This window comes from Nocardia puris (assembly GCF_036051655.1).
Classification (GTDB): domain Bacteria; phylum Actinomycetota; class Actinomycetes; order Mycobacteriales; family Mycobacteriaceae; genus Nocardia; species Nocardia puris.
The window spans coordinates 4,388,796-4,414,507 of sequence record NZ_CP107943.1 but is presented as its reverse complement, the minus strand read 5'-3'; the positions used below and the strand labels follow the sequence as shown (position 1 = coordinate 4,414,507).

The 25,712-nt window shown below is 70.8% G+C and carries 25 protein-coding genes and 1 pseudogene; 11 read left to right on the top strand and 15 right to left on the bottom strand.

Features of this window, described 5'->3' with window-relative positions:
* Positions 1-172 precede the first annotated feature (172 nt).
* The 5 genes from ndk to OHB21_RS20375 form a co-directional block, all read right to left on the bottom strand.
* Complete coding sequence (ndk, locus tag OHB21_RS20395) at positions 173-589, bottom strand: nucleoside-diphosphate kinase (protein ID WP_067512376.1); 417 nt, start codon at positions 587-589, stop codon at positions 173-175.
* Positions 590-646: 57 nt separating this feature from the next.
* Entirely contained in the window at positions 647-1,531 is an 885-nt protein-coding gene (locus OHB21_RS20390) for an N-acetyltransferase (RefSeq protein WP_195125798.1), read from the bottom strand.
* A gap of 91 nt (positions 1,532-1,622) precedes the next feature.
* Complete coding sequence (locus OHB21_RS20385; protein WP_067512380.1) at positions 1,623-2,021, bottom strand: DUF4233 domain-containing protein; 399 nt, start codon at positions 2,019-2,021, stop codon at positions 1,623-1,625.
* Between the two features lie 9 nt (positions 2,022-2,030).
* Positions 2,031-3,512, bottom strand: coding sequence for a bifunctional tetrahydrofolate synthase/dihydrofolate synthase (gene folC / locus OHB21_RS20380; protein ID WP_407674986.1), 1,482 nt, complete (start codon positions 3,510-3,512; stop codon positions 2,031-2,033).
* Positions 3,509-6,187 (bottom strand): valine--tRNA ligase, encoded by a 2,679-nt coding sequence (locus OHB21_RS20375; protein WP_195125799.1) that lies wholly within the window; start codon positions 6,185-6,187, stop codon positions 3,509-3,511. Before OHB21_RS20375 ends, folC begins: the two co-directional genes overlap by 4 nt.
* A gap of 316 nt (positions 6,188-6,503) precedes the next feature.
* Here OHB21_RS20375 and OHB21_RS20370 point away from each other — a divergent pair, with 316 nt between their 5' ends.
* Positions 6,504-7,217, top strand: a complete 714-nt coding sequence (locus tag OHB21_RS20370) for an ATP-binding protein (protein WP_232331856.1) — start codon at positions 6,504-6,506, stop codon at positions 7,215-7,217.
* A 151-nt stretch (positions 7,218-7,368) separates the two neighbouring features.
* On the opposite strand, the gene OHB21_RS20365 is transcribed toward OHB21_RS20370, so the two are convergent.
* On the bottom strand, positions 7,369-8,322 hold the full coding sequence (locus tag OHB21_RS20365) for a diacylglycerol kinase family protein (protein WP_067512385.1): 954 nt from the start codon (positions 8,320-8,322) through the stop codon (positions 7,369-7,371).
* Positions 8,322-9,896 carry an FAD-binding oxidoreductase gene (locus OHB21_RS20360; RefSeq protein WP_195126498.1) on the bottom strand — a complete coding sequence of 525 codons (1,575 nt, stop codon included), beginning with the start codon at positions 9,894-9,896 and terminating at the stop codon, positions 8,322-8,324. The genes OHB21_RS20365 and OHB21_RS20360 overlap by 1 nt, the downstream gene beginning before the upstream one ends.
* Before the next feature lie 135 nt (positions 9,897-10,031).
* On the opposite strand from OHB21_RS20360, the gene OHB21_RS20355 reads away from it, so the two are divergent.
* Together OHB21_RS20355 and OHB21_RS20350 are read left to right on the top strand one after the other, a co-directional pair.
* A complete protein-coding gene (locus tag OHB21_RS20355; protein ID WP_067512387.1) occupies positions 10,032-10,634 on the top strand; it encodes a TetR/AcrR family transcriptional regulator in 603 nt (200 codons plus the stop codon).
* 31 nt (positions 10,635-10,665) lie between these two features.
* The gene (locus OHB21_RS20350) at positions 10,666-12,213 is read left to right on the top strand and encodes a glycerol-3-phosphate dehydrogenase/oxidase (protein ID WP_195125800.1); all 1,548 of its coding nucleotides are present in this window, start codon (positions 10,666-10,668) and stop codon (positions 12,211-12,213) included.
* A gap of 45 nt (positions 12,214-12,258) precedes the next feature.
* On the opposite strand, the gene OHB21_RS20345 is transcribed toward OHB21_RS20350, so the two are convergent.
* The gene (locus OHB21_RS20345; protein ID WP_067512470.1) at positions 12,259-12,633 is read right to left on the bottom strand and encodes a MerR family transcriptional regulator; all 375 of its coding nucleotides are present in this window, start codon (positions 12,631-12,633) and stop codon (positions 12,259-12,261) included.
* A gap of 67 nt (positions 12,634-12,700) precedes the next feature.
* Between OHB21_RS20345 and OHB21_RS20340 the strand changes: the two genes are divergently transcribed.
* A complete protein-coding gene (locus OHB21_RS20340; RefSeq protein ID WP_067512391.1) occupies positions 12,701-13,771 on the top strand; it encodes an alkene reductase in 1,071 nt (356 codons plus the stop codon).
* Between the two features lie 142 nt (positions 13,772-13,913).
* Here OHB21_RS20340 and OHB21_RS20335 read toward each other — a convergent pair whose 3' ends face one another.
* The 3 genes from OHB21_RS20335 to OHB21_RS20325 form a co-directional block, all read right to left on the bottom strand.
* Positions 13,914-14,486: a GNAT family N-acetyltransferase gene (locus OHB21_RS20335; RefSeq protein ID WP_067512393.1), complete on the bottom strand. Its 573-nt coding sequence runs from the start codon at positions 14,484-14,486 to the stop codon at positions 13,914-13,916.
* Between the two features lie 47 nt (positions 14,487-14,533).
* On the bottom strand, positions 14,534-14,758 hold the full coding sequence (locus OHB21_RS20330) for a hypothetical protein (RefSeq protein ID WP_113975242.1): 225 nt from the start codon (positions 14,756-14,758) through the stop codon (positions 14,534-14,536).
* Positions 14,759-14,829: 71 nt separating this feature from the next.
* Positions 14,830-15,432: a TetR family transcriptional regulator gene (locus tag OHB21_RS20325; RefSeq protein WP_438944312.1), complete on the bottom strand. Its 603-nt coding sequence runs from the start codon at positions 15,430-15,432 to the stop codon at positions 14,830-14,832.
* A gap of 182 nt (positions 15,433-15,614) precedes the next feature.
* On the opposite strand from OHB21_RS20325, the pseudogene OHB21_RS37570 reads away from it, so the two are divergent.
* The 5 genes and pseudogenes from OHB21_RS37570 to OHB21_RS20300 form a co-directional block, all read left to right on the top strand.
* Positions 15,615-15,999 (top strand): annotated as a pseudogene (locus OHB21_RS37570) (sterol desaturase family protein); the annotation flags it as partial.
* An 809-nt stretch (positions 16,000-16,808) separates the two neighbouring features.
* Positions 16,809-17,294, top strand: a complete 486-nt coding sequence (locus OHB21_RS20315) for an FHA domain-containing protein (RefSeq protein ID WP_228791416.1) — start codon at positions 16,809-16,811, stop codon at positions 17,292-17,294.
* A gap of 44 nt (positions 17,295-17,338) precedes the next feature.
* Positions 17,339-19,645, top strand: a complete 2,307-nt coding sequence (locus OHB21_RS20310) for an FdhF/YdeP family oxidoreductase (protein WP_067512401.1) — start codon at positions 17,339-17,341, stop codon at positions 19,643-19,645.
* Positions 19,642-20,478: a formate dehydrogenase accessory sulfurtransferase FdhD gene (fdhD, locus tag OHB21_RS20305; RefSeq protein WP_067512403.1), complete on the top strand. Its 837-nt coding sequence runs from the start codon at positions 19,642-19,644 to the stop codon at positions 20,476-20,478. The genes OHB21_RS20310 and fdhD overlap by 4 nt, the downstream gene beginning before the upstream one ends.
* A gap of 127 nt (positions 20,479-20,605) precedes the next feature.
* A complete protein-coding gene (locus OHB21_RS20300; RefSeq protein ID WP_067512405.1) occupies positions 20,606-21,139 on the top strand; it encodes a hypothetical protein in 534 nt (177 codons plus the stop codon).
* A gap of 66 nt (positions 21,140-21,205) precedes the next feature.
* Here OHB21_RS20300 and mihF read toward each other — a convergent pair whose 3' ends face one another.
* On the bottom strand, positions 21,206-21,520 hold the full coding sequence (gene mihF / locus OHB21_RS20295; RefSeq protein ID WP_067512407.1) for an integration host factor, actinobacterial type: 315 nt from the start codon (positions 21,518-21,520) through the stop codon (positions 21,206-21,208).
* A gap of 183 nt (positions 21,521-21,703) precedes the next feature.
* Between mihF and OHB21_RS20290 the strand changes: the two genes are divergently transcribed.
* Both OHB21_RS20290 and OHB21_RS20285 read left to right on the top strand, forming a co-directional pair.
* Positions 21,704-22,312: a dihydrofolate reductase family protein gene (locus tag OHB21_RS20290; protein WP_195125801.1), complete on the top strand. Its 609-nt coding sequence runs from the start codon at positions 21,704-21,706 to the stop codon at positions 22,310-22,312.
* 195 nt (positions 22,313-22,507) lie between these two features.
* The gene (locus tag OHB21_RS20285; protein WP_195125802.1) at positions 22,508-22,885 is read left to right on the top strand and encodes a nuclear transport factor 2 family protein; all 378 of its coding nucleotides are present in this window, start codon (positions 22,508-22,510) and stop codon (positions 22,883-22,885) included.
* 73 nt (positions 22,886-22,958) lie between these two features.
* On the opposite strand, the gene OHB21_RS20280 is transcribed toward OHB21_RS20285, so the two are convergent.
* The 3 genes from OHB21_RS20280 to OHB21_RS20270 all read right to left on the bottom strand — a co-directional run bounded on the left by OHB21_RS20280 (position 22,959) and on the right by OHB21_RS20270 (position 25,681).
* On the bottom strand, positions 22,959-23,186 hold the full coding sequence (locus OHB21_RS20280; protein ID WP_113975243.1) for a hypothetical protein: 228 nt from the start codon (positions 23,184-23,186) through the stop codon (positions 22,959-22,961).
* A gap of 105 nt (positions 23,187-23,291) precedes the next feature.
* On the bottom strand, positions 23,292-24,572 hold the full coding sequence (gene clpX / locus OHB21_RS20275; RefSeq protein WP_067512414.1) for an ATP-dependent Clp protease ATP-binding subunit ClpX: 1,281 nt from the start codon (positions 24,570-24,572) through the stop codon (positions 23,292-23,294).
* A gap of 440 nt (positions 24,573-25,012) precedes the next feature.
* Complete coding sequence (locus tag OHB21_RS20270; RefSeq protein ID WP_067512416.1) at positions 25,013-25,681, bottom strand: ATP-dependent Clp protease proteolytic subunit; 669 nt, start codon at positions 25,679-25,681, stop codon at positions 25,013-25,015.
* Between the last annotated feature and the right edge of the window lie 31 nt (positions 25,682-25,712).

The following is a 25,712-nucleotide window of genomic DNA, read 5'->3' as shown; positions in this document are numbered from 1 at the left end:
TCGATGACGACCACTGTCAGTATCCCACACCGTGTGTGCCCGGCTCGCCATCGGCGCGTGAGCGGCGCGATGCCAGGGGGTTGCTGGGGTGGGTGTGTTGCCGGCACGGGGTGCCGATAGTGCACTCGCCGCGCCGGAACCTTCCGGCGCGGCGAGTGGAGTCGGGGTGCGCTCAGGCGGGGAACTCGGGGAACCAGAGCGCGATCTCACGCTTGGCCGACTCGGGCGAATCCGAGCCGTGGACGAGGTTGTACTGGGTCTCCAGGCCGAAGTCGCCGCGGATGCTGCCCGGGGCGGCCTTCTCGACCGGGTCGGTGCCGCCCGCCAGCTGGCGGAACGCGGCGATGGCGCGCGGGCCCTCGAGCACGGCGGCCACGACCGGTCCGGAGGTGATGAACTCGATCAGCGACCCGAAGAACGGCTTCTCGGCGTGCTCGGCGTAGTGCTCGCGCGCCACCTCGTCGGATACGTTCTTCAGCTCGAGGGCCGCGATCGTCAGGCCCTTGCGCTCGATCCGGGCCAGCACCTCGCCGACCAGTCCGCGCGACACGCCGTCCGGCTTGATGAGTACCAACGTCTGCTCAGTCACGGGCCACAGCGTAACGGCCCCCCGTTACAGACCACGAGCGAGTGCCCTCGACCGGTCTCAGCCCGGGTGCCGCCAGCCGCGCTCGATTCTGGTGAGTTCGGTGAATCCGCACTCGAGCAGCAGCGGGAGACCGGGCTCGCCGGGGTAGCGGTAGTCCAGCAGGCGGTCGATCGCGCCGAGGCGCAACCAGTCGGCGACCCGGCCGAACAACCAGCGCAGCACGTCGGGTTCGCCGTCGGCGTCGCACACGTCGGCCCAGCCGCCGCCGCGCGAGATCCGTTCGGGCGGGGTCAGATCGGTGTCGATCTCGAGCGCGCCGACCCGGGTGTCGCCGCGGCAGGCCGTGAAGACGGTGCCGAGTTCCCCCATCGACCGCCGCACCGTCAGGTCGGTGCGGTCGGGGTGGTGCAGATCGCGGGTGGCGGCCACCAGCACGATCTCGGTGACCGGGTCCTCCACCCGCACCCACCCGGTGCGGTCGAGCAGGGCGCGCAGGTGCGGCCACTGGTCGGGTAACCCGTAGACGGCCGGCGCGGGCAGCTTGCCGTCGTACCAGCGGTGTGCCGAGCGCCAGCGCGCGAACTGGGCGAGGCAGGCGGTCATCACACCGTCGGCCGCGGCTTGTTCGTCGGCGCCGACGGGAGCGAGGAACCATTCGATCGCCGCGGCGTCGCGGTAATCGCCCGAGACGCGGGCGTCATCGCCGTAGCGCAGCAGGTGCGCGGCGGCCACGATCACCCCGCGCTGTTCGGCGACCAAGGTCATCCGTTCGATCACCCACGGGTCGAGGATCGTCTCCTCCGGCCGCCGCTCGATGCGGCTGAGCACGGTGTTGACCGAGACGGAGGCGCCGGGATTCACGGCGGCGATGTGCCGGTCGACCAGGCGGGTGAGGTGATCGCGGTCGTCGCGGCGGAAAGGACGAATCACGAAGTCGGACATGGCGAATCTCCGGAGAAGTCGGCCGAGCACGCTCGGCGCGGGGATCCGCCAGGGGGACGGTACCGCCGGAACTCTAGCAGTACCGTCGCCCTCAGCGGCCCATGCGCTGGCTGGGCAGCATTCCTTTGTCCATGCGGCGTTTCACGTCGGTGCGCAGCACCAGGATGAACGCCCAGACCGCGACGAACAGCAGGCCGATGATGCCGATCGACAGGTGGATGAACGCGCCGAGCAGCAACAGCACTTGCAGGCCGAGATTGAACGACAACGCCCACGGGCGGCGCTGCAGACCGGCGCCGAGGATCATCAGCACCGCCAGCACCACCAGGTAGGTGCCGGAGAACCAGGTGACGCCGCCGCCGACGTCGGCCACCACGGGCAGGGCCAGCAGCACCACGATCGATTCGAGCACCAAGGTGCCCGCCATCACGCCGCGCAGGCCCTTCCAGGGATCGGGCGGGGCGGGCGCCGTGCCCTCGGGCTCACTCATGCTCACACCTCACGCCGGGTCCTTTCCGAACAGGGCGCGCGCCGCGCCCGCCGTCACCACCGAACCGGTGACGATCACACCCGCGCCCGACACCGCCTCGCCCGGATCGCCGACCTCCTCGGCCAGCGCGATCGCGGTCTCCAACGCGTCGGGCAGGGTGTCGGCGGTGACGACGCGCTCGTCTCCGAAGCGCTGCACCGCCAGATTCGCCAGGCCGTCGACATCCAGCGCGCGCGGCGAGCCGTTGGTGGTGACGACGATCTCGTCGAGCACCGGCTCCAGCGCCTCCAGGATGCCGGCGGCGTCCTTGTCGCCGAGCACCGCGACCACGCCGACCAGTTTGCGGAAGTCGAACTCGCCGGTGAGCGTCGCCGCCAGCGCCCGCGCGCCCGCCGGATTGTGGGCGGCGTCGATGAAAATGGTGGGCGCGCTGCGCATCCGCTCCAGCCGGCCGGGGCTGGCGACCGACGCGAAACCGGCGCGCACCGCGTCGATGTCGAGTTGACGTTGCGCGCCCGCGCCGAAGAACGCCTCCACCGCCGCGAGCGCCAGCACCGCGTTGCGCGCCTGGTGTTCGCCGTGCAGCGGCAGGAAGATCTCGTCGTACACACCGCCGAGCCCCTGGAGTTCCAGTTGCTGGCCGCCCACCGCGATGCGGCGGCCGACCACCCGGAACTCCGAACCCTCGCGCGCGACGGCGGCGTCCACTTCCACGGCGCGGCGCAGCAGCACCTCCATGGCCTCGGGCTCCTGCTCCGCGATCACCGCGACGGTGTCGCGCGGGATCAGGCTCTCCGGGGCGCGCTTGATGATCCCGGCCTTCTCCCCCGCGATGGAGGTGAGGTCGGGGCCGAGGTAGTCGGTGTGGTCGAGGCCTATCGGGGTGATCACCGCGACCTGCCCGTCGACGACGTTCGTCGCGTCCCAGGTGCCGCCCAGTCCGGTCTCCACCACCGCCACGTCCACCGGCGCCTCCGCGAACGCCGCGAACGCCATCCCGGTGAGCACCTCGAACTTGCTCATGGCGGGTCCGCCCGCCGCGGCCGACTGCGCATCGATCATCTCGACGTAGGGCTGGACCTCCCGGTAGGTCTCCACGTAGCGGGCCGGGCTGATCGGCGCGTTGTCGATGCTGATGCGCTCGGTGGCCAGTTGCAAGTGCGGGCTGGTGATGCGCCCGGTGCGCCGGTGCAGCGCGGTGAGCAGCGCGTCGATCATCCTGGTCACCGAGGTCTTGCCGTTGGTGCCCGCGATATGGATCGCCGGGTAGCTCTGCTGCGGCGAGCCGAGCAGATCCATCAGGGTGGCGATGCGGGTGAGCGAGGGCTCGATCTTGGTCTCGGGCCAGCGCCGGTCCAGTTCGGCCTCGACCAGAGCCATCTCGGCCAGGTCGACGGGCGAGGGCCCGGCGCCGAGCCGGGTGCCCCCGGAGTCGCCGCGGTATTGGCGCTCCGGCTCCGGGTTCTCGACCCCGTGCTCGTCGTCGGTCACTTGGCGCTCAGCTCCGCGAGGCGGGCCCGGATGCGCTCGACTTCGGCGGCGGCCACATCGCGGCGGGTCCGGATCTTGGCGACCACCGGTTCGGGCGCCTTGGCCAGGAACGCCTCGTTGCCGAGTTTGCCCTCGGTGCCGGTGAGTTCCTTCTCGGCGGCGGCCAGGTCCTTCTCCAGGCGGCGGCGTTCGGCGTCGAGGTCGATCGCGCCGGAGGTGTCGAGTTCGACGGTCACCGTGGCGCCCGACAGGCGCACCTCGACCGACGCCGTGGCGGTGAAATCCGGGCCCGGTTCGGTGAGGCGGGCCAGGTTCGCCACCGACGGGGCGAGCGCGGTGAGATCGGCGGCGTCGATGCCGAGGAGCTTGGCGGCCACCTTCTGCTTGTCGGCCAGGCCCTGGTCGCTGCGGAAGCGGCGGATCTCGGTGATCAGGCGCTGGGCGTCCGCGATGCGTTGCGCGGCGGTCTCGTCCGCAGTCACGCCCGAATCGGTGGGCCACGCCGCGACCACCACCGACTCACCGCCGGTGAGCGCCTGCCACAGCGATTCGGTGACGAACGGCATCGCCGGGTGCAGCAGCCGCAGCACCGCGTCGAGCACGGTGCCGAGCACCACCCTGGTCGAGGCCGCGCGCTCCTCGGCGCCGGAGAACTGCACCTTGGCCAATTCGAGGTACCAGTCGCACAGTTCGTCCCAGGCGAAGTGGTACAGCGCCTCGCACGCCTTGCCGAACTCGTAGCGGTCGAAGGCCGCGTCCACCTCGGCGCGCACCGCGTCGAGCCGGTCCAGGATCCAGCGGTCGGCGTCGGTGAGGGTGTCGCGCGCGGGCAGCTCGCCCGGGGCCGCGCCGTTCAGCAGCGCGAACTTGGTGGCGTTGAACAGCTTGGTGACGAAGTTGCGCGAGGCCTGCACGTGCGGCGGCCCGACGGACAGGTCGCTGCCGGGCTGCGCGCCGCGCGCGAGGGTGAAGCGGGTCGCGTCGGCGCCGTACTCCTCGATCCAGACCAGCGGGTCGACGCCGATGCCCTTGGACTTGGAGTACTTGCGGCCGAACTCGTCGCGGATCAGGCCGTGCAGGAACACGTCGTGGAACGGGACCTGCTTGCGCGCCGGGTTCTTGCCCGCGGTGATCGCCGGGTCCTCCGACACGAACATGCCGAACATCATCATCCGCGCCACCCAGAAGAACAGGATGTCGTAGCCGGTGACGAGAACGCTGGTGGGATAGAACTTCTCGAGCTCGGCCGACGACTCCGGCCAGCCCATGGTGGAGAACGGCCACAGGCCCGAGGAGAACCAGGTGTCGAGGACGTCGGGGTCCTGCACGTAGCCCTCGGGCGCGGTCTCGCCGGGGCCCACGCACACGATCTCGCCCTCGGGGCCGTACCAGATCGGGATGCGGTGGCCCCACCACAGCTGGCGCGAGATGGTCCAGTCGTGCATGTTGTCGACCCATTCGAACCACCGCGGCTCCTGGCTGGCCGGGTGGATCTTCACGTCCCCGTTGCGCACCGCGTCGCCCGCGGCCTTGGCCAGCGATTCGACCTTCACCCACCACTGCATGGACAGGCGGGGTTCGATGGGCTCGCCGGAGCGCTCGGAGTGGCCGACGCTGTGCACGTACGGGCGCTTGTGGGCGACGACGCGCCCCTCCTGCTCGAGCCGCTCGCGGATCGCGACGCGCGCCTCGAACCGGTCCATGCCGTCGAATTCGGTTCCGCTGTCGGCGATCCGGCCGGTCTCGTCCATGATCGTCGGCATCGGCAGATTGTGGCGCAGGCCGATCTCGAAGTCGTTCGGATCGTGGGCGGGCGTGATCTTCACCGCGCCGGAACCGAATTCGGGATCCACGTAGTCGTCGGCCACGATGGGGATCTGACGACCGGTGATCGGGTGGTAGACCGTGGTGCCGATCAGATCCTTGTAGCGCTCATCGTCGGGATGCACCGCGACGGCCGTATCGCCGAGCATCGTCTCGACGCGCGTGGTCGCCACGATCACGTGCGGTTCGTCGTCGCTGAGCGAGCCGTAGCGCAGCGAGACCAGCTCACCTTCCACGTCCTCGTATTTGACCTCGACATCGGAGATCGCGGTCTGGAGCACCGGCGACCAGTTCACCAGGCGCTCGGCCCGATAGATCAGGCCCGCGTCGTAGAGGCGTTTGAAGATGGTCTGCACGGCGTTGGAGAGGCCGTCGTCCATGGTGAAGCGGTCGCGGCTCCAGTCGACGCCGTCGCCGAGACGGCGCATCTGGCCCTGGATCTGGCCGCCGGACTCGCGTTTCCAGTCCCAGACCTTGTCGATGAACAGCGCGCGGCCGAAGTCCTCTTTGGTCTTGCCGTCCACGGCGAGCTGCTTCTCCACCACGGACTGGGTGGCGATGCCCGCGTGATCCATGCCCGGCAGCCACAGCACCTCGTACCCCTGCATGCGCTTGCGGCGGGTGAGCAGGTCCATGAGGGTGTGGTCGTAGGCGTGACCCATGTGCAGGTTGCCGGTGACGTTCGGCGGCGGCAGCACGATCGAGTAGGGCGGCTTGTCGCTGCTCGCGTCGGCGGTGAAGTACCCGGCCGCTACCCAGCGCTCGTACATCTCGGCCTCCACGCTGGGGTCCCAGCTCTTGGGGAGGGCATCGGCACGATTAGGCGAGTTGTCAGGGGCTGCGCTGGTCACTCCGTGATTCTAGGAGGTGGTCCCCGGCACGCCGCCGCCCCCCGCCCGCACGGCGCGGACCGGGGTGCGGACAGAAAAGAAGGCGGAGCCTTCGGTGGATGAGGGACACCGAACACTCCGCCTTACACCTGACAGCTTACCGCCGTTCACCGGCGCGGCCCCGAATCCACAACTAATTCTCAGACTCGGCCGTCTCACTTGTGACACGTCACCGCGCCGTGGCGGCCCCGCACGTGTCATGGGTGGCCGATGATCGCCAGTTCCTCGGGCGCTCAGCGGATTTCAGGGTTTCCCCGGGTTGCCGAAACGGACAAACGTGAGGAATCTGGAAGGGGTGAATCCCCCGCTCGACGCCGCTCCCCTGCGCTCACCGGAGCAACGCGCGCCGCTACCCGGCGCGACGGTGCTGGTCCCGACCGGTGTGCACGACCTACGCGGCCAGGCCGTGGACGAATTGCGCTACCCCGCGAGCGCGGCCGTGATCTTCGCCGGCGTGCCCGGCGCGGGCAAGAGCACCGCGCTGCGCATGTTCTTCGGCGCGACCGCGCAGGCCGAGGCGCCGCCCACCGGTCCGTTCGGCTCGATCGTGCTGGACTCGCACCAGGCGCGGGTGCGCTGGCGGCGGCGCCTGGGCTGGTTGCCCTACCCGCTGTGGCGCCCGCTGGTGCACCTGGCGCACTACGCGGGCATCCGCGCCGCGCTGCGCGACGCGCACGGGCCGGTGGTGATCCACGACTGCGGCACCTTCGGCTGGAGCCGCCGCATGATCGCGCGCTGGGCGGGCGGCCACGACCGCGACCTGCACGTCATCATGCTCGACGTGCCGCCCCCGGTCGCGGTGGCGGGCCAGCACGCGCGCGGGCGCCGCGTCAACGGCTTCTTCTTCACCCTGCACTGCCGCCGATGGGACCGGCTGATCACCGCCCTCCACGCACCCGAGCGGCCGCCGGGGCTCGGTTCGTCGTCGGTGGTGATCGCCGACCGCGACACCGTGAACCGGTTGTCGCGCATCGCGTTCCAGAGTTGGTAAGGGGCGCGCCGCCCGCATCGCGCCTCGGCCGGCGGCTCCCGGGCGATACTGCGCGTTCGGCAATCGACGCCCCAGCACGGCACCTTCGCATCGACCGCCGGTGTGACAGCACCCGCGCCGCGGTCACCGAGTGACAGTGCGCCACAGCGGATCAGGGCACCAGCACCGTCAACGCCGAGGGGACCGCGCGCACGGTGATCGGCAGCGTGCCCGCCGGTTCGCCGTCGGCGGTGGCCGGGGTGTTCGGCGCGCTGAGCGTCACCGCCGACGCGCGGTACCTGGTCACGGCCCGGTGCTCCACCCGTCGTCCCGAGGACAGGGCGGGCAGCAGGCGCAGCATCTCCCGCCGCGACACCGCGCCCACCACGGTCAGATCGAGCAGGCCGTCGTCCATCTCGGCGTCCGGGCACACCAGCATGCCGCCGCCGTAGGTGCGGGTGTTGCCGAGGGCGATCAGCACCGCCCGCGTCTCGATCGGGCCACCGCGCTCCGGATTGTCCTGCACGCCGTGCGGGGCGCCGGACAGCTCGATCCGGTAGGGCACGGTGAAGTTGCCGGTGATCTCGGCGAGCGCGGCGAAGGTGTAGCGCAACCGTCCCTTGGGCCAGCGCATCTCGTTGGCGCGCAAGGTGACTCGCGCGTCGAACCCGGTGCCGGTGATGGTCGCGAAGTACATGGGCTCAGCCCCACGGGACTCGATGCGGCCCAGATCCATCACGCGGGTGCGCCCACCCAGCACCACGCCGACGGCCGCCGCGGTGTCGTCGGTGGGCACGCCGAGCGCCCTGGCCAGATCGTTGCCGGTGCCGCTGGGCACCAGGCCGAGCGGCATTCCGGTGTGAGCGAGGGCGGCCAGCATTACGTTGATCAGTCCGTCGCCGCCCACGCACACCACCGCGTCGGGGCGCAACGCCGGATCGAGCGCGGCCAGCGAATCCCGCACGAGCAGCACGGTTTCCGCGGCCGAGGGCGCGCGGATCTCGGTGACGTCCACCCCGCGCGCGGCGAGTTCGGCGACGGCGGCCGACGCCGTGTCGTGCCCCTTGCCCCCGCCGGAGAGCCGATTGGTCACCACCAGCACGGAACGGATCTCGCGCGACGCCATCAGATCAGCTTCCCGGGATTGAGGATGCCGGCCGGGTCCAGCTCCGCCTTCACCGCGCGCAGCACCCGGATGCCGAGATCGCCGACCTCGGCGGGCAGCCACGGGCGGTGATCGGCGCCCACCGCGTGGTGGTGCGTGATGGTGCCGCCGGCCGCGATGATCGCGTCGCCCACAGCGTTTTTCGCGATACCCCACTGCGTGAGCGGGTCGTCGAGCTGCTTGGCGACGACGGTGAAGTACAGCGACGCGCCGGTCGGGTAGGTGTGCGAGATGTGGCACATCACCAGCGGCGGCGTGCCCTGGGCGCCCAGCGAATCCGTCAGCGCCGCAGTCACTTTCGCCTTGAGTTCGGCGATGTTGGACCAGGTGGTCGCGGTCTCCAGTGTCTCGCACAGCACGCCGGCGTCGAGCAGCGAGTCGCGCAGGTACGGCGCCCCGAAACGGCCGTGTTCCCATTCGCGGGCGGGGTCCTCGCCCAGCGCGGTGCCGCCCGCGGCCGCGAGCAGTTCGTGCGCCTCGGCGCTGCGCGCGGCCACGTGCGCGGCCGTGCCCTCGAAGGTCGTGATGGCCAGGCAGCCGGTGACGGGCGCGCCGCCGATGTCGCCCGCCCGCGCGAGGTTCATCCCGGTCTCCACCTCGTCGGACAGGCGCAGCACCGTCGGGGCCGCCCCGGCCTGCACGACGGCGCGCAAGGCCGCGGCGCCGGTGGCGAAGTCGGGGAACGACCACGCCTGGTAGGCGGTGGTCTCCGGCACCGGGTGCACGCGCACGGTGACCTCGGTGATCACGCCGAGCGTGCCTTCGGACCCGACGAACAGTTCCCGCAGATCCGGCCCGGCCGCCGAGGCGGGCGCGCGGCCCAGGTCGAGGGTGCCGCTCGGAGTGGCCACCTTGAGCCGCTGCACCATGTCGTCGAAGCGGCCGTAGCCGGCCGACGCCTGACCCGAGGAACGGGTCGCCGCGAACCCGCCGATGCTGGCGAACTCGAAGCTCTGCGGGAAGTGCCCCAGCGAAAGACCGTGCGCGGCGAGCAGTTCCTCGGCGCGCGGGCCGGTGAGCCCGGCCCCGAGCGTGGCGGTGCCGCTGACCGGATCGATCTCGGAGACCGTGTCGAGGCGGCGCAGATCGAGCGCGACGACGGCGTCGAACGCGCCGCGCACCGGGTCGACACCCCCCACGACGCTGGTGCCGCCGCCGAACGGCACCACGGCGATGCCGTGCGCGGCACAGTGGGCGAGCACGGCGAGCACCTGCTCGTGATCGGCGGGGAAGACGACGGCGTCGGGGGCGTCCTGCGGCCCCTCGGCGCGGCGGCGCAGCAGATCGGGCGTGCTCTTTCCGCCCGCGTGCCGGAGGCGGTCGCGGTGGTCGGCCGACACGTTGTCCGCGCCGACCACCTCGACCAATCCGTCCCGTTGCGCCGGCGTCAACGCCGACGGCCGCAGTGGCACGTCACCCTCATCGCGGCGCGCCACCGGGTCGCCGGACACCCCGAAAACCTGCGTCAGCAGGCCGCGGATCGTCGCCGACAACGGTTTCTGTCCGGCCGGGACACCCCAGGCGTCCCACACCATACTCGCTGCCCGCTCCGGCGCGTCGGGGTTTGCGGCGGGGATCGGGGCCCCGTCCGTGTGCTTCGTGTCGACCATGCGTTACAGTTTGACATAGACTGTCAAGCAGTAACGAACCCGATCTTCCGGTGGTGACCAGTGACCGACGCCGAGCCCTCGGCCATCGACCTCGCGATCTTCGACGCGGCTCGCGCCTGCGTGCAGGAATTCGGCGTGCGCCGCACGACCCTCACCGAGGTGGCGCGCCGGGCGGGAGTCAGCAGGCCGACGGTGTACCGGCGCTGGCCCGACACCGGCTCGCTGGTGGCCGAGCTGCTGGTGCGCGAACTGCGCGCCATCCTCACCGCCGCCATGCCGACGGCGGGCGCCGCGCGCACCCGGCTGGTCACGGGCGTGGTCACCGGCGCGGAGATGGTGCGCTCGAATCCCTTGTTCGGCAAGATCTTCCGCACCGACACCGACCTGATGCTCACCTACGTGTTCGGCAGGCTCGGCCGCAACCAGCGCACCCTGATCGACCTGTTCGCGGCGGGTATCGCCGAAGGGCAGCGCGACGGGTCGATCCGCGCGGGCGAGCCCGTGCACCTCGCGACAATGCTGCTGCTCATGGTGCAGTCCGCCGTCCAGTCCGCGGGCACGGTCGAGCCGCTGCTGCCCGGCCCGGCACTGGACGCCGAACTGGCCCGCGCCATCGACGGTTACCTCACCCCGGACCTCCCCGCGACGAGGAGGGGGCGGTGAGGTTGCCACCGCACACCCGAAAGGCCCTGCGATGACCTCTGATTCGATCGCGCGCGGCGATTCCGCGCTGAACGCCGCCCGGCGCGACCGCGAACTGCGCGCGCTCGGCGACGCACCCGAGATCGACGTGCTGGTGATCGGCGGCGGCGTCACGGGCGCGGGCGCGGCGCTGGACGCCGCCGCGCGCGGCCTGCGCACGGTGCTGGTGGAACGGCACGACCTCGCATTCGGCACCAGCCGGTGGAGTTCGAAGCTGGTGCACGGCGGATTGCGCTACCTGGCGAGCGGACAGGTCGGCATCGCGCACGAGAGCGCGGTCGAGCGCGGCATCCTGCTGTCCACCACCGCGCCGCACCTGGTGCGGCCGCTGCCCCAGCTGGTGCCGCTGCTGCCGAGTATCGGTGGGGCGCAACGGTCCTTGATCCGCGCCGGCTTCCTGGCCGGGGACGCGCTGCGACGCGGCGCGGGCACCTCGGCGGACCTGCTCCCCCGGTCGCGGCACGTCGCCGCAGCCGAGGCACTGCGCCTCGCGCCGACCGTACGCCGGTCGGGACTGCGCGGGGGTCTGACGGCGTGGGACGGGCAGCTCGTGGACGACGCCCGCCTGGTCGTCGCCATCGCCCGCACCGCGGCCGCCCACGGGGCGAGCGTGCTGACGCGGGTGGAGGCGCTGGATGTCACCGGTGAGTCCGCGACCCTGCGCGACACCCGGACGGGGGAAACACTGTCCGTGCGAGCTCGTTCCGTGGTCAACGCCACCGGCGTGTGGGCCGATCAGGTGGATCCGAGCATCGAGCTGCGGCCGAGTCGCGGTGCGCACCTGGTGTTCTCGGCCGAATCCTTCGGGGGGCTGACCGCCTCGCTGACGGTGCCGGTGCCGGGCAGCACCAGCCGGTTCGTCTTCGCGTTCCCCGCCGCGCACGACCGCGTCTATCTCGGCCTCACCGACGAGGACGCGCCCGGCCCCGTCCCCGACGAGCCGGAGCCCACCGACGCCGAGATCGACTTCCTGCTCGACACCATCAACACCGCCCTGCGGGAACCCTTGACCCGCAACGACATCCGCGGCCGCTTCGCCGGGCTGCGACCCCTGTTGCGCACCGGCGACGGCAGCACCTCCGACATCTCCCGCAAGCACGCTGTGCTGCGCGCCCCCAATGGCGTCCTCACCGTCGTCGGCGGCAAGCTCACCACCTACCGGCGCATGGCCGAGGACGCGATCGACGCGGCGGTCGCCCACGCCGGGCTCGCCGCCGCGCCCTGCCGCACGACCCGCCTTCCGCTGATCGGCGCGGTGGCCGGTTCGGCGCGCGACCGCGTCGCCGCTCCCCCACTGCTGGTGGACCGCTACGGCAGCGAGGCGCGCGCTGTTCTCGCGCTCGCCGAACGCGATCCGGTCCTCGCCGCACCCGTCGCCCCCGGAATCGACGTCACCGCCGCGGAATTCACGTTCGCCCGCACCCACGAAGCCGCCCTGGACCCGAGCGACCTGCTGGACCGCCGCACCCGCATCGGCCTCGTCCCCGAAGACCGGGCCGCCGCCCTGCCCGCGGCGGAGTCTGCCTTCGCCACCGCCTGAGCGGAGTCCGGGCGGCACCGCCCGCGTCGGGTCCCTTCCACCGGCTCAGGCCGAACGTGCGCTTTCCTCGGCGTGGTACCGGCGGTTGATCGCGATCAGCTCGTCGAGCCGGGCCCGGGTGTCGACGAGTTCGGCGATGTGCGCGTCGAGCTTGGCCCGCTCCTCGACCATCCGCTCCCAGGCCGCTTCGGTGGCCTGGGAGCTGGGCGAATCCACGCACGGCAGCACCTCGGCGATGGTGCGGCTGGACAGCCCGGCCGCGAGCATGCGACGCAGGAACTGCACCCGCGACACGTCGCTCTCGGCGTACTGCCGCTGCCCGCTGGCGCTGCGCGAGCTGATCAGCAGCCCCTGCTCCTCGTAGTACCGCAGCGAGCGCACGCTCGCGCCGCTGCGCTGGGAAAGCTCCCCGATCCGCATGTGATCCTCCGAGATCCGCGTCACAACACTTGCCTCTGACGTCAGTGTCAGCTTTTAGCGTAGCGCCATGACGACACTCTTCGACGCGTACACCGCAGGTTCGCTCACCCTGCCGAACCGTATCGTGATGGCCCCGATGACCCGGGTCCGCTCCGACGCCGACGGCCTCGCCAACGCCTCGATGGCCCGCTACTACGCACAGCGCGCCACGGCGGGCCTGCTGATCAGCGAGGGCGTGCAGCCCAGCAAGCTCGGCCAGTCCAACCCGTTCACCCCCGGCCTGCACACCGACGCGCAGGCCGAGTCGTGGCGGCAGGTCACCGACGCGGTCCACATCAACGGCGGCCGCATCTTCGCCCAGATCATGCACGGCGGCCGCATCAGCCATCCGACCACCTCGGGACTCCAGCCGGTCGGCCCGTCGGCGGTCGCCGCCCGCGACGTGCTGGTGTTCGCCCCCGCAGGGCGGCTGCCCGCCCCGGTGCCCCGGGAGCTGACGCTCGCCGAAGTGCCGCAGGAGGCCCACTCGTACGCCGCGGCCGCGGTGCGCGCCAGCGCCGCGGGGTTCGACGGCGTCGAATTGCACGGCGCGAACGGCTATCTCATCGCGCAGTTCCTCTCCAGCAACGCCAACCTGCGCACCGACCGCTACGGCGGCTCGATCGCGGGGCGCATCCGGTTCGCCGTCGAGGCGGCCGAGGCCGCCGCCGACGCCATCGGCGCCGACCGCGTCGGCATCCGCCTGTCCCCGGGCGCCGGCATCTGGGACGCCCACGAGACCGACATCCCCGAGTTGTACGGCGCGCTGCTGGCCGAGCTGGCCCGGCTGGACCTCGCCTACCTCCACCTCGAGGCGTCCACCGACGAGCAAACCCTGGTCGGCCTGCGCCGCGCCTGGCCCGGCACGCTCATCGTCAATCCCACCCACCCGGCGGGCGCCGAAACGGCCGGGCGCAAGCACGCCGACCACTGGCTGGGCCTCGGCGCGGACCTCATCTCGTTCGGCCGCGCCTTCCTCGCCAACCCCGATCTGGTCGAGCGGCTGCGCGCCGACCTGCCCCTGGCCGAGGCCGACGAGGAGACGTACTTCCAGGGCGGCGACAAGGGATACCTGACCTACCCGCACTACCAGCACTGAGCCGGCGGGGCACACGGGCCGACATCGTGATGACCACCGCCCCGGCAGAGCTGACGGACGGTCAGGTTCGACGGAATCGAGTCGTAGCCACCGGAGTTCACGACGTTCGCACCGGTCGCTCGGCGCGAGCCCGCTCGCGTGATCAGGGCTGCGGAGTCGACACCTGCGCATCCGGCTCGGTGCCGTCCGGCTCGAACTCCCACCCGGCGAGATCCGCGCGCATCGCGGCGCGCGGCCAGTGGTCCAGTCCGTGCGCCGATTCGGCCGCGCGCACCGCCAGCAGTTCCGGCGTCTCGTCGGTGGGCAGCACGTAGCGGAAGCCGAGCCGCTCGTAATACGGCCCGTTCCACGGGACTTCGACGAACGTGGTGAGCGTGATCGCGGACAGTCCCTCGGCCCGCGCCCACCGGATCGTGTGGTCGATGAGGCGCTTGCCCAGGCGCCGCCCGGCGTAGGCGGGCAGCACCGAGACCTGGTCGATGTGCGCGTTGCCGTCGACCAGGCCGGCCACCAGGTAGGCGACGGGCTCGTCCGCGGCGTCCGCGTACACCCAGGCCCGTCCGGCGCGCTGGAACTCGCGCAGCGTTTCGAGAGAGGGTGGCTCGTCGTCGGCGACGGTCCGCATTCCGATCTCGGCGAAGGGAGCGCCCGCCGCGCGCTCTATCTCACGCAAGGCGGGCAGGTCGGCCTCGGTGGCCGGGCGCAGGATCAGCATCCCCGCAGTATGGACCCCGCGGGCCGAACCGGTCGCGCGAGTATCCGCTAGGACGACCCGCGCGCCGATCCGGTGAACAGGTTGCTCAGGAAATCGGTGAACGGCACGCACACCGCCGCGCCACCGCTCAGCGACGGCGGAAAGCAGGTCACAGCCGACACTTCCGCGGCCCGCTCCGCCGGCGCGCTCGCCTGCGCGGTGCCGCCGAGGCCCGCCACACCGAGGGCGACGCCGACCGCCGCCGTTCCCAGTATCCGAGATGTGAGTCGCATGACACTGTCCTTTCCGGCATCCTCCCGCGCCGACGGTAACGCCGTGCGCGCGGCTCCGGCGGCCCCGAGTTCTAGGTGCGCACGGCCGCCAGCGCCGCGACCAGGCGGTGGCTGCGGGCGGTCATGTCCTCGGCGCTCTCCTGCGGGTGCCGCAGCCACCAGTTGACCAGCGCCGTCACCGCGCCCATCCACACGTCGGTGAGCGCGGACGCGTCGTCGGGATCGTCCAGTCCCGCGGCCTCCAGCACCGCACGCACCCCGCGCGCGGCCTGGTCGGCGATGCGGTGCCGGGCCCGCTTCACGGCGTCGGCCGCCGGGCCGTCGGCGGGATGGGAGCGGTCGAACAGCACGTTCCAGTCCTGCGGCCGCGGGGCCAGCGCGTGGAACACCGCGCTCAGCACCTCCCGCGCCATATCGATCGAGCCGGGCCCCGCGATCGCCGCCTCGATGGCATCGCCGAGCACCGCGGCCGCCCGCTCCACGCACGCGACGTACAACCCGTCCTTGGTCTGGAAATAGGCGTAGACCAGCGGCTTCGAGACACCCGCCCGCGTCGCGACCTCGGCGATCGACAGTCCCGCGTAGCCCACGCGCCCGATCTCGTCGACCGCGATATCGAGGATCTGCGCCTCGCGCTCGGCGCGCGGCACCCCTTTGGTTCCCGCTGTGCTCACGCTGTTCATCCAACCATTCGCCCGGCACCGCCCTGGCGCGGCTACTTCGCGATCGACACCAGGACCAGCCTGAGCATGGGCGCCGGCGCCCTCGGTTTCATGCTGCTGTTCAAGACGCTCACGCTGGTGCTGTTCGTCTTCCTCTGGGCGGTGGTCGCGCCGTGGCAGCTGCCCACCGACGCCTGGTGGTCCAGTTCTTCGTCCACACCGAGACCGTCGGCACGCTGGCCCGGCCGATCGAGTTCCTGTTCAACACCCCGTCGCACCACCGCGAGCACCACGGCAGCGACCCCGAATACCTGGACAAGAACTACGGCGGCATCCTCATCCTCTGGGACCGCCTGTTCGGGAGGTTTCAGCCGGAGCTGCACCGCCCGACCTACGGGCTCACCGAGCCGGTCGACTCCTACAACCTGCTCCACCTGCAACATCACGAGTACGGCAACATCCTGCGCGACGTGCGCGGCCACCCGCTGGCGCGACAAGCTCGGCTACCTGTTCGGCCCGCCCGGCTGGGAACCGAAACCGGAGCTGTCCGCGGCCCGGATCGCGGAGCCGTCGGTGTAGCCGAAGCCCCACGTCGCCCCGCCCTCCGTCAACCCCCGCGAACACGCCTCGGGAATCCGGCCACGCGTGCGCGAACCGCCTGGCGACGACCGGTGCGGGGCCGCCCACCTCGGCGCGGTCCCGTTCGGACGGGCGCTGCCCGGAACGCGCACCCCTTATGCTGGACGCCGAAAGTGCGCGGGAAGGAGGCGCGGGTGCGCAAGAACCCTGCGACCGTTGGGATCGCGCCGGGTGACGGACTGATCGCCCGATTCGGCGCGGTGGTGGTGTATCTCGCGGGTGAAACCGCGTCCACCGACCGGATTCTGGGGGCGATCGAGGCCGTCGCGTCCGGGGACCATCCGGGTGCGGCGATCGCCCACCGGCTGGCCGCGGTGGTGTTCGGCACCGGGTCCGAGCCGCCGCCCTTCGGCGTGGTCGCACCCACCGGCGACGGCACCGTGATCCTGCTGCGCGGTCCGGTCACCGCCGAGATTCAGGGCGCCGAAGGCGTGCGCAAGCTGTCCGGCGCGCGGGCCTTCACCTGGGTCGACGAGATCGTGCGCGAACCCGTGCGCCGCATCGCCATCAGCGGCAACGACGCTCCGGCGCATCCGCGCAGCGACCTGCGCGGCGGTGTGGTGCCCGGCGGCGGCTTCGAATGGCGCGTGGGCGTGCGCCGCGCCGGCGATGCCGACAAGCCCGCCCGCCCGTCCACCACCGCGACGCCGGTACCGGGGGAGCCGCCCGCCACCGCGCCCGCCGGACTCGAGGCGCTGGCCGACGAGTCCGAGACGCGCCCCGCCGGCGAACCCCGAGGCACCCAGGCCATGCCGCTGGCCTGGTCGCAGACCGGTCTCGACCGCGCCGCCGAACCGATTGCCCTGCAAAAGAATCCGCCCACCCGCGGCGCCCGCATCCCGCCCCCGCGCCGGGCCGAGGGAGCCGAAACCCCCACGGGCGCACTGGTCTACGAGGACTCCGTCTACCCGCTGGACCGCCCCTACGTGATCGGCCGCAACCCCGACGCCGACGACTCGGTGCGCAACGCCATCGCCTCGCCGCTGGCCGTGCCGCGCGACCGGCACGTCTCCCGCGTGCACGCCTACGTCTCCCTCGATCGAGGCAAGGTGTTCGTGCGCGACGCCGCCACTCCCGCGGGCACCTTCATCGCCGCGCCCGGCGTCGAGCAGTGGACGCGGGTCGGCACCGCCCCCGTGGAACTGCCGCCGGGCTGGAGCATCCGCATCGGCGAGAAGGTGCTCACCCACCGCAACGGCGAACGGCACCCGGCGGCGCAGACCCGCCGCGCGTGACACCGGTCACCCCTCGGCCACAGCGCCGGGAGCACAATGGCGGTATGCGTCGCCACGGCCCCACCCAGGACATCGATGAATCCGCGTTGACGGTCACCCCGCCGAAGCGGCAGGCCGCGGGCGTGACGGCGGTCGCGGTGGCCCTGGCGCGCTCGGTGGAGGAGATGGGCGTGGTGCGCACCGCTCGCTCGCTGGCGCGGGTCAACCAGGCGCACGGCTTCGACTGCCCCGGCTGCGCGTGGCCCGAGCCCACCGGCCACCGCCGCCCCGCCGAATTCTGCGAGAACGGCGCGAAGGCCGTCGCGGAGGAGGCCACGCTGCGCACGGTCACCCCGGAGTTCTTCGCCGCGCACTCCGTCGCCGAGCTGGCGGAGAAATCCGGCTACTGGCTCGGGCAGCAGGGCAGGCTCACCCACCCGATGGTGCTGCGCCCCGGCGACACCCACTACTCGCCGATCTCCTGGGACGAGGCCTACCAGCTGATCGCCGGCGAACTGCGCGCCCTGGACTCCCCCGACGAGGCCGTCTTCTACACCTCCGGCCGCACCGCCAACGAAACCGCCTTCCTGTACCAGCTGCTGGTGCGCAGTTTCGGGACCAACAACCTGCCCGACTGCTCGAACATGTGCCACGAGTCCTCGGGCACGGCGCTCACCGGCTCCATCGGCATCGGCAAGGGATCGGTGTCGATCGACGATTTCGCCGAGGCCGATCTGATCATCGTCGCGGGCCAGAACCCCGGCACCAACCACCCGCGCATGCTCAGCGCCCTGGCGGGTGCGAAGGCGGCGGGCGCGCGCGTGGTCGCGGTGAACCCGCTGCCCGAGACCGGTTTGCTCGGCTTCCGCGACCCGCAGACCGTCCGGGGCGTCACCACCGGGGTCCCCATTGCCGACGACTTCCTCCAGATCCGGCTCGGCGGCGATATGGCGCTGTTCCAGGGGCTGGGCAGGCTGCTGTTCGAGGCCGAGGACCGCGCGCCGGGCACGGTGATCGACCGCGCGTTCGTCGACGCGCACTGCGCCGGTTTCGCGGAGTACGAAAAGCAGTGCCGCGACGTCGATCTCGACGTGGTGGAGCGGGCCACCGGACTCACCCGCGCCGAACTGGACCGCACGGCCGATCTGCTGGCCGGCGCGCGCAACGTCATCATCTGCTGGGCGATGGGACTCACCCAGCACACGCACGGCGTCGCCACCATCGAGGAGGCGACCAATCTGCTGTTGCTGCGCGGCATGATCGGCAAACCGGGCGCGGGCGTGTGCCCGGTGCGCGGGCACTCCAACGTGCAGGGCGACCGCACCATGGGCATCTGGGAGAAGATGCCCGACACCTTCCTCGACGCGCTGGACCGCGAGTTCGGCATCACCAGCCCGCGCGCCCACGGCTACGACACCGTCCACGCGATCCGCGCCATGCGCGAGGGCCGGGCGCGCGTATTCTTCGGCATGGGCGGCAATTTCGTCGCCGCGACACCCGACACCGAGGTCACGGAGGCGGCGCTGCGCGGCTGTTCGCTCACCGTGCAGGTGTCCACAAAACTCAACCGCAGCCACCTGGTGCACGGACGCACCGCGCTCATCCTGCCCACCCTGGGCCGCACCGACAAGGATCTGCGCGGCGGGGTGAAACAGCAGGTGTCGGTGGAGGATTCGATGTCGATGGTGCACCTGTCCACCGGGCGTCTGGACCCGGTCAGCGAGCACCTGCGCAGCGAGGTCGCCATCGTGTGTGAGCTGGCGCGGACACTGTTCGGGCCGGAACATCCGGTGCCGTGGGCGCGCTTCGCCGACGACTACGACGCCATCCGCGACGCGATCTCCCGGGTGGTGCCCGGCTGCGCCGACTACAACCGCCGGGTCCGCGCGCGCAACGGTTTCGTACTGCCGCATCCCCCGCGCGACAGCCGGGAGTTCCGAACCACCACGGGCCGAGCGAATTTCGCCGTCAACGAACTCACCTGGCTGCCCGTCCCCGAGGGCAGGCTGATCCTGCAGACACTGCGCAGCCACGACCAGTACAACACCACCATCTACGGCCTCGACGACCGCTACCGAGGCGTGCACGGCGGACGCAAAGTGGTGCTCGTCAATCCCGACGACCTCGCCGAATTCGGTTTCGCGGACGGGGAATTGGTCGACGTGGTGTCGGAATGGACCGACGGCGTCGAGCGGCGCGTGCGCGGATTCCGTCTCGTCGGCTACCCCACACCGCGCGGCAACGCCGCCGCCTACTACCCCGAGACCAACCCCCTGGTACCGCTGGATCACGTTGCCGCGCGGTCGAATACGCCGGTCTCGAAGGCCGTGGTGATCCGGCTGGAACGCCACGAGCACGAGGTGCGCGCATGAGTCGCGTCACCGCCCGCCGCCGCACCGTGCGCCTGTCGGCGTCGGGCGAGACACGCAGGCCCGACACGCTCGCGGTGGAGGAACCCCTGGAGATCCGCCTCGGGGGTCGCTCGCTCACCGTCACCATGCGCACCCCCGGTTCGGACATCGATCTCGTACACGGATTCCTGGTGAGCGAGAACATCATCGGCGCCCCCGGCGACGTCGTGAGCGCCCGGTACTGCGCGGGCACCGACGACGAGGGCCGCAACACCTACAACGTGCTCGACATCGCCCTGCGCAACCCCGGCCCGGTGCCCACCCGCGCCTTCCTCACCACCGGCGCGTGCGGGCTCTGCGGCAAGACCGCGCTCGACGAGGTCCGCACCCGCACCCGCTTTCCCCTGCCGCGCGACTCCTTCACCGTCGACACCGATGTCCTGGCCGGGATGCCGGAAACGTTGCGCGACAAGCAATCCGTGTTCGACGCCACCGGCGGGCTGCACGCGGCGGGGCTGTTCGCGCCCGACGGCACGGTGCTCGCGGTGCGCGAGGACATCGGCAGGCACAACGCCGTGGACAAGGTGATCGGCTGGGCGTTGCGCGAAAACCGGGTCCCCGCACACGATCTGGTGCTCATCGTGAGCGGCCGGGCCTCCTTCGAGCTCGTGCAGAAGGCGCTGATGGCGGGCATCCCGATGCTGGGCGCGGTGTCGGCGCCGAGCTCACTGGCCGTCGATCTGGCCGACGAATCGGGTATGACGCTGGTGGGTTTCCTGCGCGGCGACACCATGAACGTCTACGCGGGCGCGCGACGCCTGCGCCATCGCCCGCTGGCGCGGCCCGCGAGCTGACGGTATTGCCCACGGCGCGGGGCCGTTCTACGGTGACATCACCCGGTCGTCACCCGGAGCGTGCCCGGCGACGCCGTGTCACGGTCTCCGGCCGGACGGACCTGCCTCAGCGCGAACGGAGACCCTCATGCGCTTCTCGGTGGACAACAAACGCGGCGGCGTCCGCGTGCGAATGAACTTCGAACAGCATCGCCACCGCTGGCTCGCCGTCCGAATCATGCTGGGAATCCTGGCTTTTCAGGGCATCGTGATCGGCCTGTGGGCGGTGTTCGCGCCGCACTCCTGGTACACCAGCTTCCCCGGGTTCGGGATGCGGTGGATCTCGGCGGACGGCCCGTTCAACCATCACCTGGCCGGGGATGTCGGCGCGTTCTTCCTCGCGCTCGGCGCGATCAGCGCGTTCGCGCTGTGGCGCGGCGGCAGCGCATTGGCCCAGGCCGCCGGGCTGGGCTGGCTGGTCTTCGCCGTACCGCACTTCATCTATCACGCCTCGCACAAACCCGAGGCGCTGGGCGCGGCGAGCTTCACGATCAGCCTGCTGGCGGCGGCCGCGCTGGTGGCACTGGGCCTGGCCGTCCTGCTGATCACCCCGCGCGGGGCGCAGGTACCCGACCCGAAACCGATCGAGTTCCGTCTCCCGCGCCGCCGCGGCACGCGCTGAGCGCGGACAGGCGCGTTGCGGCGTCGGCCGACGGGCCGACGCCGAGCGCCTCGAAGCAGGCCGCGCTCAGGCGTCGAGCGCCTTGAGCAGCGCCTCGCGCTGACGGGCGCCGAGTCCGCCGATGCGACGGTCCTCCGGGATCTCGGCCTGATCCATGAGCTTGGCCGCCTTGACCGGGCCGACTCCGGGCAGCGCCTTGATGACGGCGGCGACCTTGGTCTTCTTCACCAGATCGTCGGACTCCGCCTTCTTCAGCAGGTCGGCGACCGAGACCTTGCCTTCCTTCACCTTGCCGATCAGCTCCGAGCGCGCCTTGCGCACCGCGGCCGCTTTGGCCAACGCTTCGGTGCGCTGTTCCGCGGTCATCGTGGGCAGTGCCATGTCTCCTCCGCTTTCACTCGTCACTCGAACATCTGGTTGACCGCACCGAGTAAACAGCACGGCACCGTAGACGCTACGCCGACACACCGGTCGGCGTAGCCGATGAGTTTTCCCGCGCATCGCCGTCTGAACGGGTGAGCGACCCGCGTGAACCGGGTCGCAGCGACGAAAGGAAGCATCGCCATGGAACTGTCCCTGACCCAGTTCATCTCCCTCGACGGCGTCTACCAGGCCCCCGGCGGGCCCGAGGAGGATCCCTCGGACGGTTTCACGCAGGGCGGCTGGACGGCCCCGTTCGTCGATGAAGGCTTCGGCTCGTTCGTCGATTCGGCCTTCGCGCGGGCCGACGCGTTCCTGTTCGGCAGGCGCACCTACGACATCTTCGCCTCGTACTGGCCGAAGGTGGGCGACGAAGAGCCGGTCGCCAAGGCGTTCAACGCGCTGCCGAAATACGTCGCCTCCCGCACGCTCGACCGCGCGGACTGGGCCGGCACCGAGATACTGGGCGGCGACGTGGTCGAGCAGGTCGAGGCGCTGAAGCAGCGTCCGGGGCGCGAACTCCAGATGCACGGCAGCGGCGGCCTGGCGCAGACGCTGCTGGCCGCCGGGCTGATCGACACGCTGTACCTGCTCACCTTCCCGGTGGTGCTGGGCAACGGCAGGCGTCTGTTCCCCGCGGGCGCCGCGCCGACCCGATTCCGGCTCGCCGAATCACGGACCACCGGCACCGGAGTCGTGCTCGGCACCTACCGCGCCGACGGCGCACCGGAGTACGGCCTGATCGGCGAGTGACCTGCGTAACACCCGGCCCCACTCCGACGACAGCATGTACGACAGCTTCACCACGGGATCGAGGTTCAACGGCGAACCAGGGGATCAACGGCGCTCCCCGACCCCGCGATCCCGCCGAAGCCGCGACCGGCAGAGCGCACACTGCTACCCTGCGAACTGAAACACGTTACATTTTTCCGTTCACAGAGGTGTGCCATGACACGACAGATCCGGGATGTGGTCGAGCAGTACGTCAAGCTCGTCGGCTCCGGCCCCACCGACGCCATCGTCGAGCTGTACGCGCCCGACGCCACGGTCGAGGACCCGATCGGCACCCCCGTGCGCCACGGCCACGAACCCATCCGCGAGTTCTACGACGTGATCGCGGCCCTGGACCGCTCCACCGCCCTGCACGCCGACACCGTCCGCATCGCGGGCAACCACGCCGCCTTCATGTTCGACATCGTCACCAAGGTCGGCGACCAGACGTTCACGCTGACCCCCATCGACGTCATGGAATTCGACGACGAAGGCCGCATCACCACAATGCGAGCGTATTGGAGTCAGGACGATATGCGTATCGAACCGGCCTGAGAAACTTTCGACGCCGCACCGAATCCGGTGCGGCGTCGCTTGTCTCGTCAGCCGGACCGCACCGACCGGCTCGTCACCCGCGGCGGCGCAGATACGCGTAGAGGACGAAGTTGCCCGGGGTGACATCCATGCTCGAGATGTTCACCAGCTCCCACCCGAAGTGCTCGTCCAACCACTCGACGCAGACGAGCATCGCCGACACCCTGCCTTGGTAGTCGTCATCGAGCAGGGCGGACCCCAACGGGAACGTGGTCTGCGCCGTCGCGCTGACAGCCAGGTACTTGTGCTGATACGTCCGCATGTCGACCAACCGTTGAGGATGGCGACCGCATCCAGGACCCGTTCGGGCCCCACCGGATGCAGCGGTGGGGACGGCTGCACGTGCTATCGATCCCCCGGGCGCGCCTTACGCCGACTTCTCGCGGCGTTCGGTGCGCTGTGCCTTGCGCGGCACGATGGTGGGCAGCACGTTGTCGTTGACGGTGTCGGCGTTCACGACCACCTTGGCGACGTCGTCGCGGCTGGGGATGTCGTACATCACCGGCAGCAGGACCTCTTCCATGATGGCGCGCAGGCCGCGGGCGCCGGTGCCGCGCAGGATGGCCTGGTCGGCGACGGCCTCGAGTGCGTCCTGGGTGAACTCCAGATCCACGCCGTCCATCTCGAACAGCCGGATGTACTGCTTGACCAGCGCGTTCTTCGGCTCCGACAGGATCTTGACCAGCGATTCCTTGTCCAGGTTCGTCACCGACGCCACGACGGGCAGGCGGCCGATGAACTCCGGGATCAGACCGAACTTGATCAGGTCCTCGGGCATGACCTCGGCGAAGTGGTCGGTGGTGTCGATCTCCGCCTTGGAGCGGACCTCGGCGCCGAAGCCGATGCCGCGGTGGCCGGTGCGGTCGGAGATGATCTTCTCCAGGCCGGCGAACGCGCCCGCGACGATGAAAAGCACGTTGGTGGTGTCGATCTGGATGAATTCCTGGTGCGGGTGCTTGCGCCCGCCCTGCGGCGGCACGCTGGCCTGGGTGCCCTCCAGGATCTTCAGCAGCGCCTGCTGCACGCCCTCACCGGAGACGTCGCGGGTGATCGACGGGTTCTCGCTCTTGCGGGCGATCTTGTCGACCTCGTCGATGTAGATGATGCCGGTCTCGGCGCGCTTGACGTCGTAGTCGGCGGCCTGGATCAGCTTGAGCAGAATGTTCTCCACGTCCTCGCCGACGTAGCCCGCCTCGGTGAGCGCGGTGGCGTCGGCGATGGCGAACGGGACGTTGAGCATCTTGGCCAGCGTCTGCGCCAGGTAGGTCTTGCCGCAGCCGGTCGGGCCGAGCATCAGGATGTTCGACTTGTGCAGCTCGACGGTCTCACCGCGGCTGTCGCGGCCCTTGTCACCGGCCTGGATGCGCTTGTAGTGGTTGTACACGGCCACCGCGAGGGTGCGCTTGGCGGTGTCCTGGCCGATGACGTAATTCTCCAGGAAGTCGCGGATCTCGGCCGGCTTGGGCAGCTCGTCGAGCTTCACCTCGCTCGACTCGGCCAGCTCCTCCTCGATGATCTCGTTGCAGAGATCGATGCACTCGTCGCAGATGTACACGCCTGGTCCCGCGATGAGCTTCTTGACCTGCTTCTGGCTCTTTCCGCAGAACGAGCACTTGAGCAGATCGCCGCCGTCTCCGATGCGCGCCATCTCGTGGGTCCCTACTTCCTTGTCCGCGTGCAACCGTCCGTCCAGGTTGCCAGCAATCCGCCGAACTCGGGTGTAATCGCGAACACTTCGAGTTATCGCGGCGGGTCGAGCGTTGCCGTCAACCAAGAGACCAGGTCCCTAGCTTGACCGTACCCGGTGTGCGCGATGGAGGTCGACAACTCGCGCATGTTTCTCGCCGGGCCTGTGCGAGTTATCACGACATCAGAACACGTTCCGCGAGTCGTGCCCCCCGCCGGGGCGGCCGATCGTCCGGCGTGTCCGTTTCCCGCGACGAAATTCGCCGCGTTTGCGGAATGCAATTCACCCCGGTCCGCAGGGCCGGCCGGGCGGCGCGTTCTCGCGCACACCGCACGGCCGAATCCCGGACCGACCGGAGCGATTCGCGAGCGAGGGCCGCCGGAGCCGCCGCCCGCGACCACTCACTTCTTCTGCGCGCTGAGCTTGCGGTAGTCGAACACCTGGTCGATGATCCCGTAGTCCTTGGCCTCCTCGGCCGTCAGGATCTTGTCGCGGTCGGTGTCCTTGCGGATGGTGTCCGCGTCCTTGCCGGTGTGGCGCGCCAGCGTGGTCTCCATCAGGCGGCGCATGCGCTCGATCTCGGCGGCCTGGATCTCCAGGTCCGACACCTGACCCTGGATGCCACCCTCCAGCGCGGGCTGGTGGATGAGCACGCGGGCGTTGGGCAGGCAGGCGCGCTTGCCGGGGGTGCCCGCGGCCAGCAGCACGGCCGCGGCCGAAGCGGCCTGGCCCAGGCAGACGGTCGCGACGTCGGCGCGCACGTACTGCATGGTGTCGTAGATCGCCATCAGCGAGGTGAACGAGCCGCCGGGCGAGTTGATGTACATGGTGATGTCGCGGTCGGGGTCCAGCGACTCCAGCACCAGCAGCTGCGCCATCACGTCGTTGGCCGACGCGTCGTCCACCTGCACGCCGAGGAAGATGATGCGCTCCTCGAACAGCTTGTTGTACGGGTTGGACTCCTTCACGCCGAAGCTGGAGTGCTCGATGAAGGAGGGCAGGATGTAGCGCGACTGCGGTGAGTTCGGCGCGATGCCGGACAGTCCGGCGCGGGGGTCGATCAGAGCCATTTCGTCTCCAAAGTCTGTGTGTTCGACGGCG

Coding starts and splice junctions, on each gene's coding strand:
- OHB21_RS20390 (WP_195125798.1), bottom strand. CDS start 1,531: ATGTCCGACTTCGTGATTCGTCCTTTCCGCCGCGACGACCGCGATCAC.
- OHB21_RS20385 (WP_067512380.1), bottom strand. CDS start 2,021: ATGAGTGAGCCCGAGGGCACGGCGCCCGCCCCGCCCGATCCCTGGAAG.
- OHB21_RS20365 (WP_067512385.1), bottom strand. CDS start 8,322: ATGGCGTCGCGCGAGATCCGTTCCGTGCTGGTGGTGACCAATCGGCTC.
- OHB21_RS20360 (WP_195126498.1), bottom strand. CDS start 9,896: ATGGTGTGGGACGCCTGGGGTGTCCCGGCCGGACAGAAACCGTTGTCG.
- OHB21_RS20350 (WP_195125800.1), top strand. CDS start 10,666: ATGACCTCTGATTCGATCGCGCGCGGCGATTCCGCGCTGAACGCCGCC.
- OHB21_RS20345 (WP_067512470.1), bottom strand. CDS start 12,633: ATGCGGATCGGGGAGCTTTCCCAGCGCAGCGGCGCGAGCGTGCGCTCG.
- OHB21_RS20340 (WP_067512391.1), top strand. CDS start 12,701: ATGACGACACTCTTCGACGCGTACACCGCAGGTTCGCTCACCCTGCCG.
- OHB21_RS20335 (WP_067512393.1), bottom strand. CDS start 14,486: ATGCTGATCCTGCGCCCGGCCACCGAGGCCGACCTGCCCGCCTTGCGT.
- OHB21_RS20330 (WP_113975242.1), bottom strand. CDS start 14,758: ATGCGACTCACATCTCGGATACTGGGAACGGCGGCGGTCGGCGTCGCC.
- OHB21_RS20315 (WP_228791416.1), top strand. CDS start 16,809: ATGCCGCTGGCCTGGTCGCAGACCGGTCTCGACCGCGCCGCCGAACCG.
- OHB21_RS20310 (WP_067512401.1), top strand. CDS start 17,339: ATGCGTCGCCACGGCCCCACCCAGGACATCGATGAATCCGCGTTGACG.
- fdhD (WP_067512403.1), top strand. CDS start 19,642: ATGAGTCGCGTCACCGCCCGCCGCCGCACCGTGCGCCTGTCGGCGTCG.
- OHB21_RS20300 (WP_067512405.1), top strand. CDS start 20,606: ATGCGCTTCTCGGTGGACAACAAACGCGGCGGCGTCCGCGTGCGAATG.
- mihF (WP_067512407.1), bottom strand. CDS start 21,520: ATGGCACTGCCCACGATGACCGCGGAACAGCGCACCGAAGCGTTGGCC.
- OHB21_RS20290 (WP_195125801.1), top strand. CDS start 21,704: ATGGAACTGTCCCTGACCCAGTTCATCTCCCTCGACGGCGTCTACCAG.
- OHB21_RS20285 (WP_195125802.1), top strand. CDS start 22,508: ATGACACGACAGATCCGGGATGTGGTCGAGCAGTACGTCAAGCTCGTC.
- OHB21_RS20280 (WP_113975243.1), bottom strand. CDS start 23,186: ATGCGGACGTATCAGCACAAGTACCTGGCTGTCAGCGCGACGGCGCAG.
- clpX (WP_067512414.1), bottom strand. CDS start 24,572: ATGGCGCGCATCGGAGACGGCGGCGATCTGCTCAAGTGCTCGTTCTGC.
- OHB21_RS20270 (WP_067512416.1), bottom strand. CDS start 25,681: ATGGCTCTGATCGACCCCCGCGCCGGACTGTCCGGCATCGCGCCGAAC.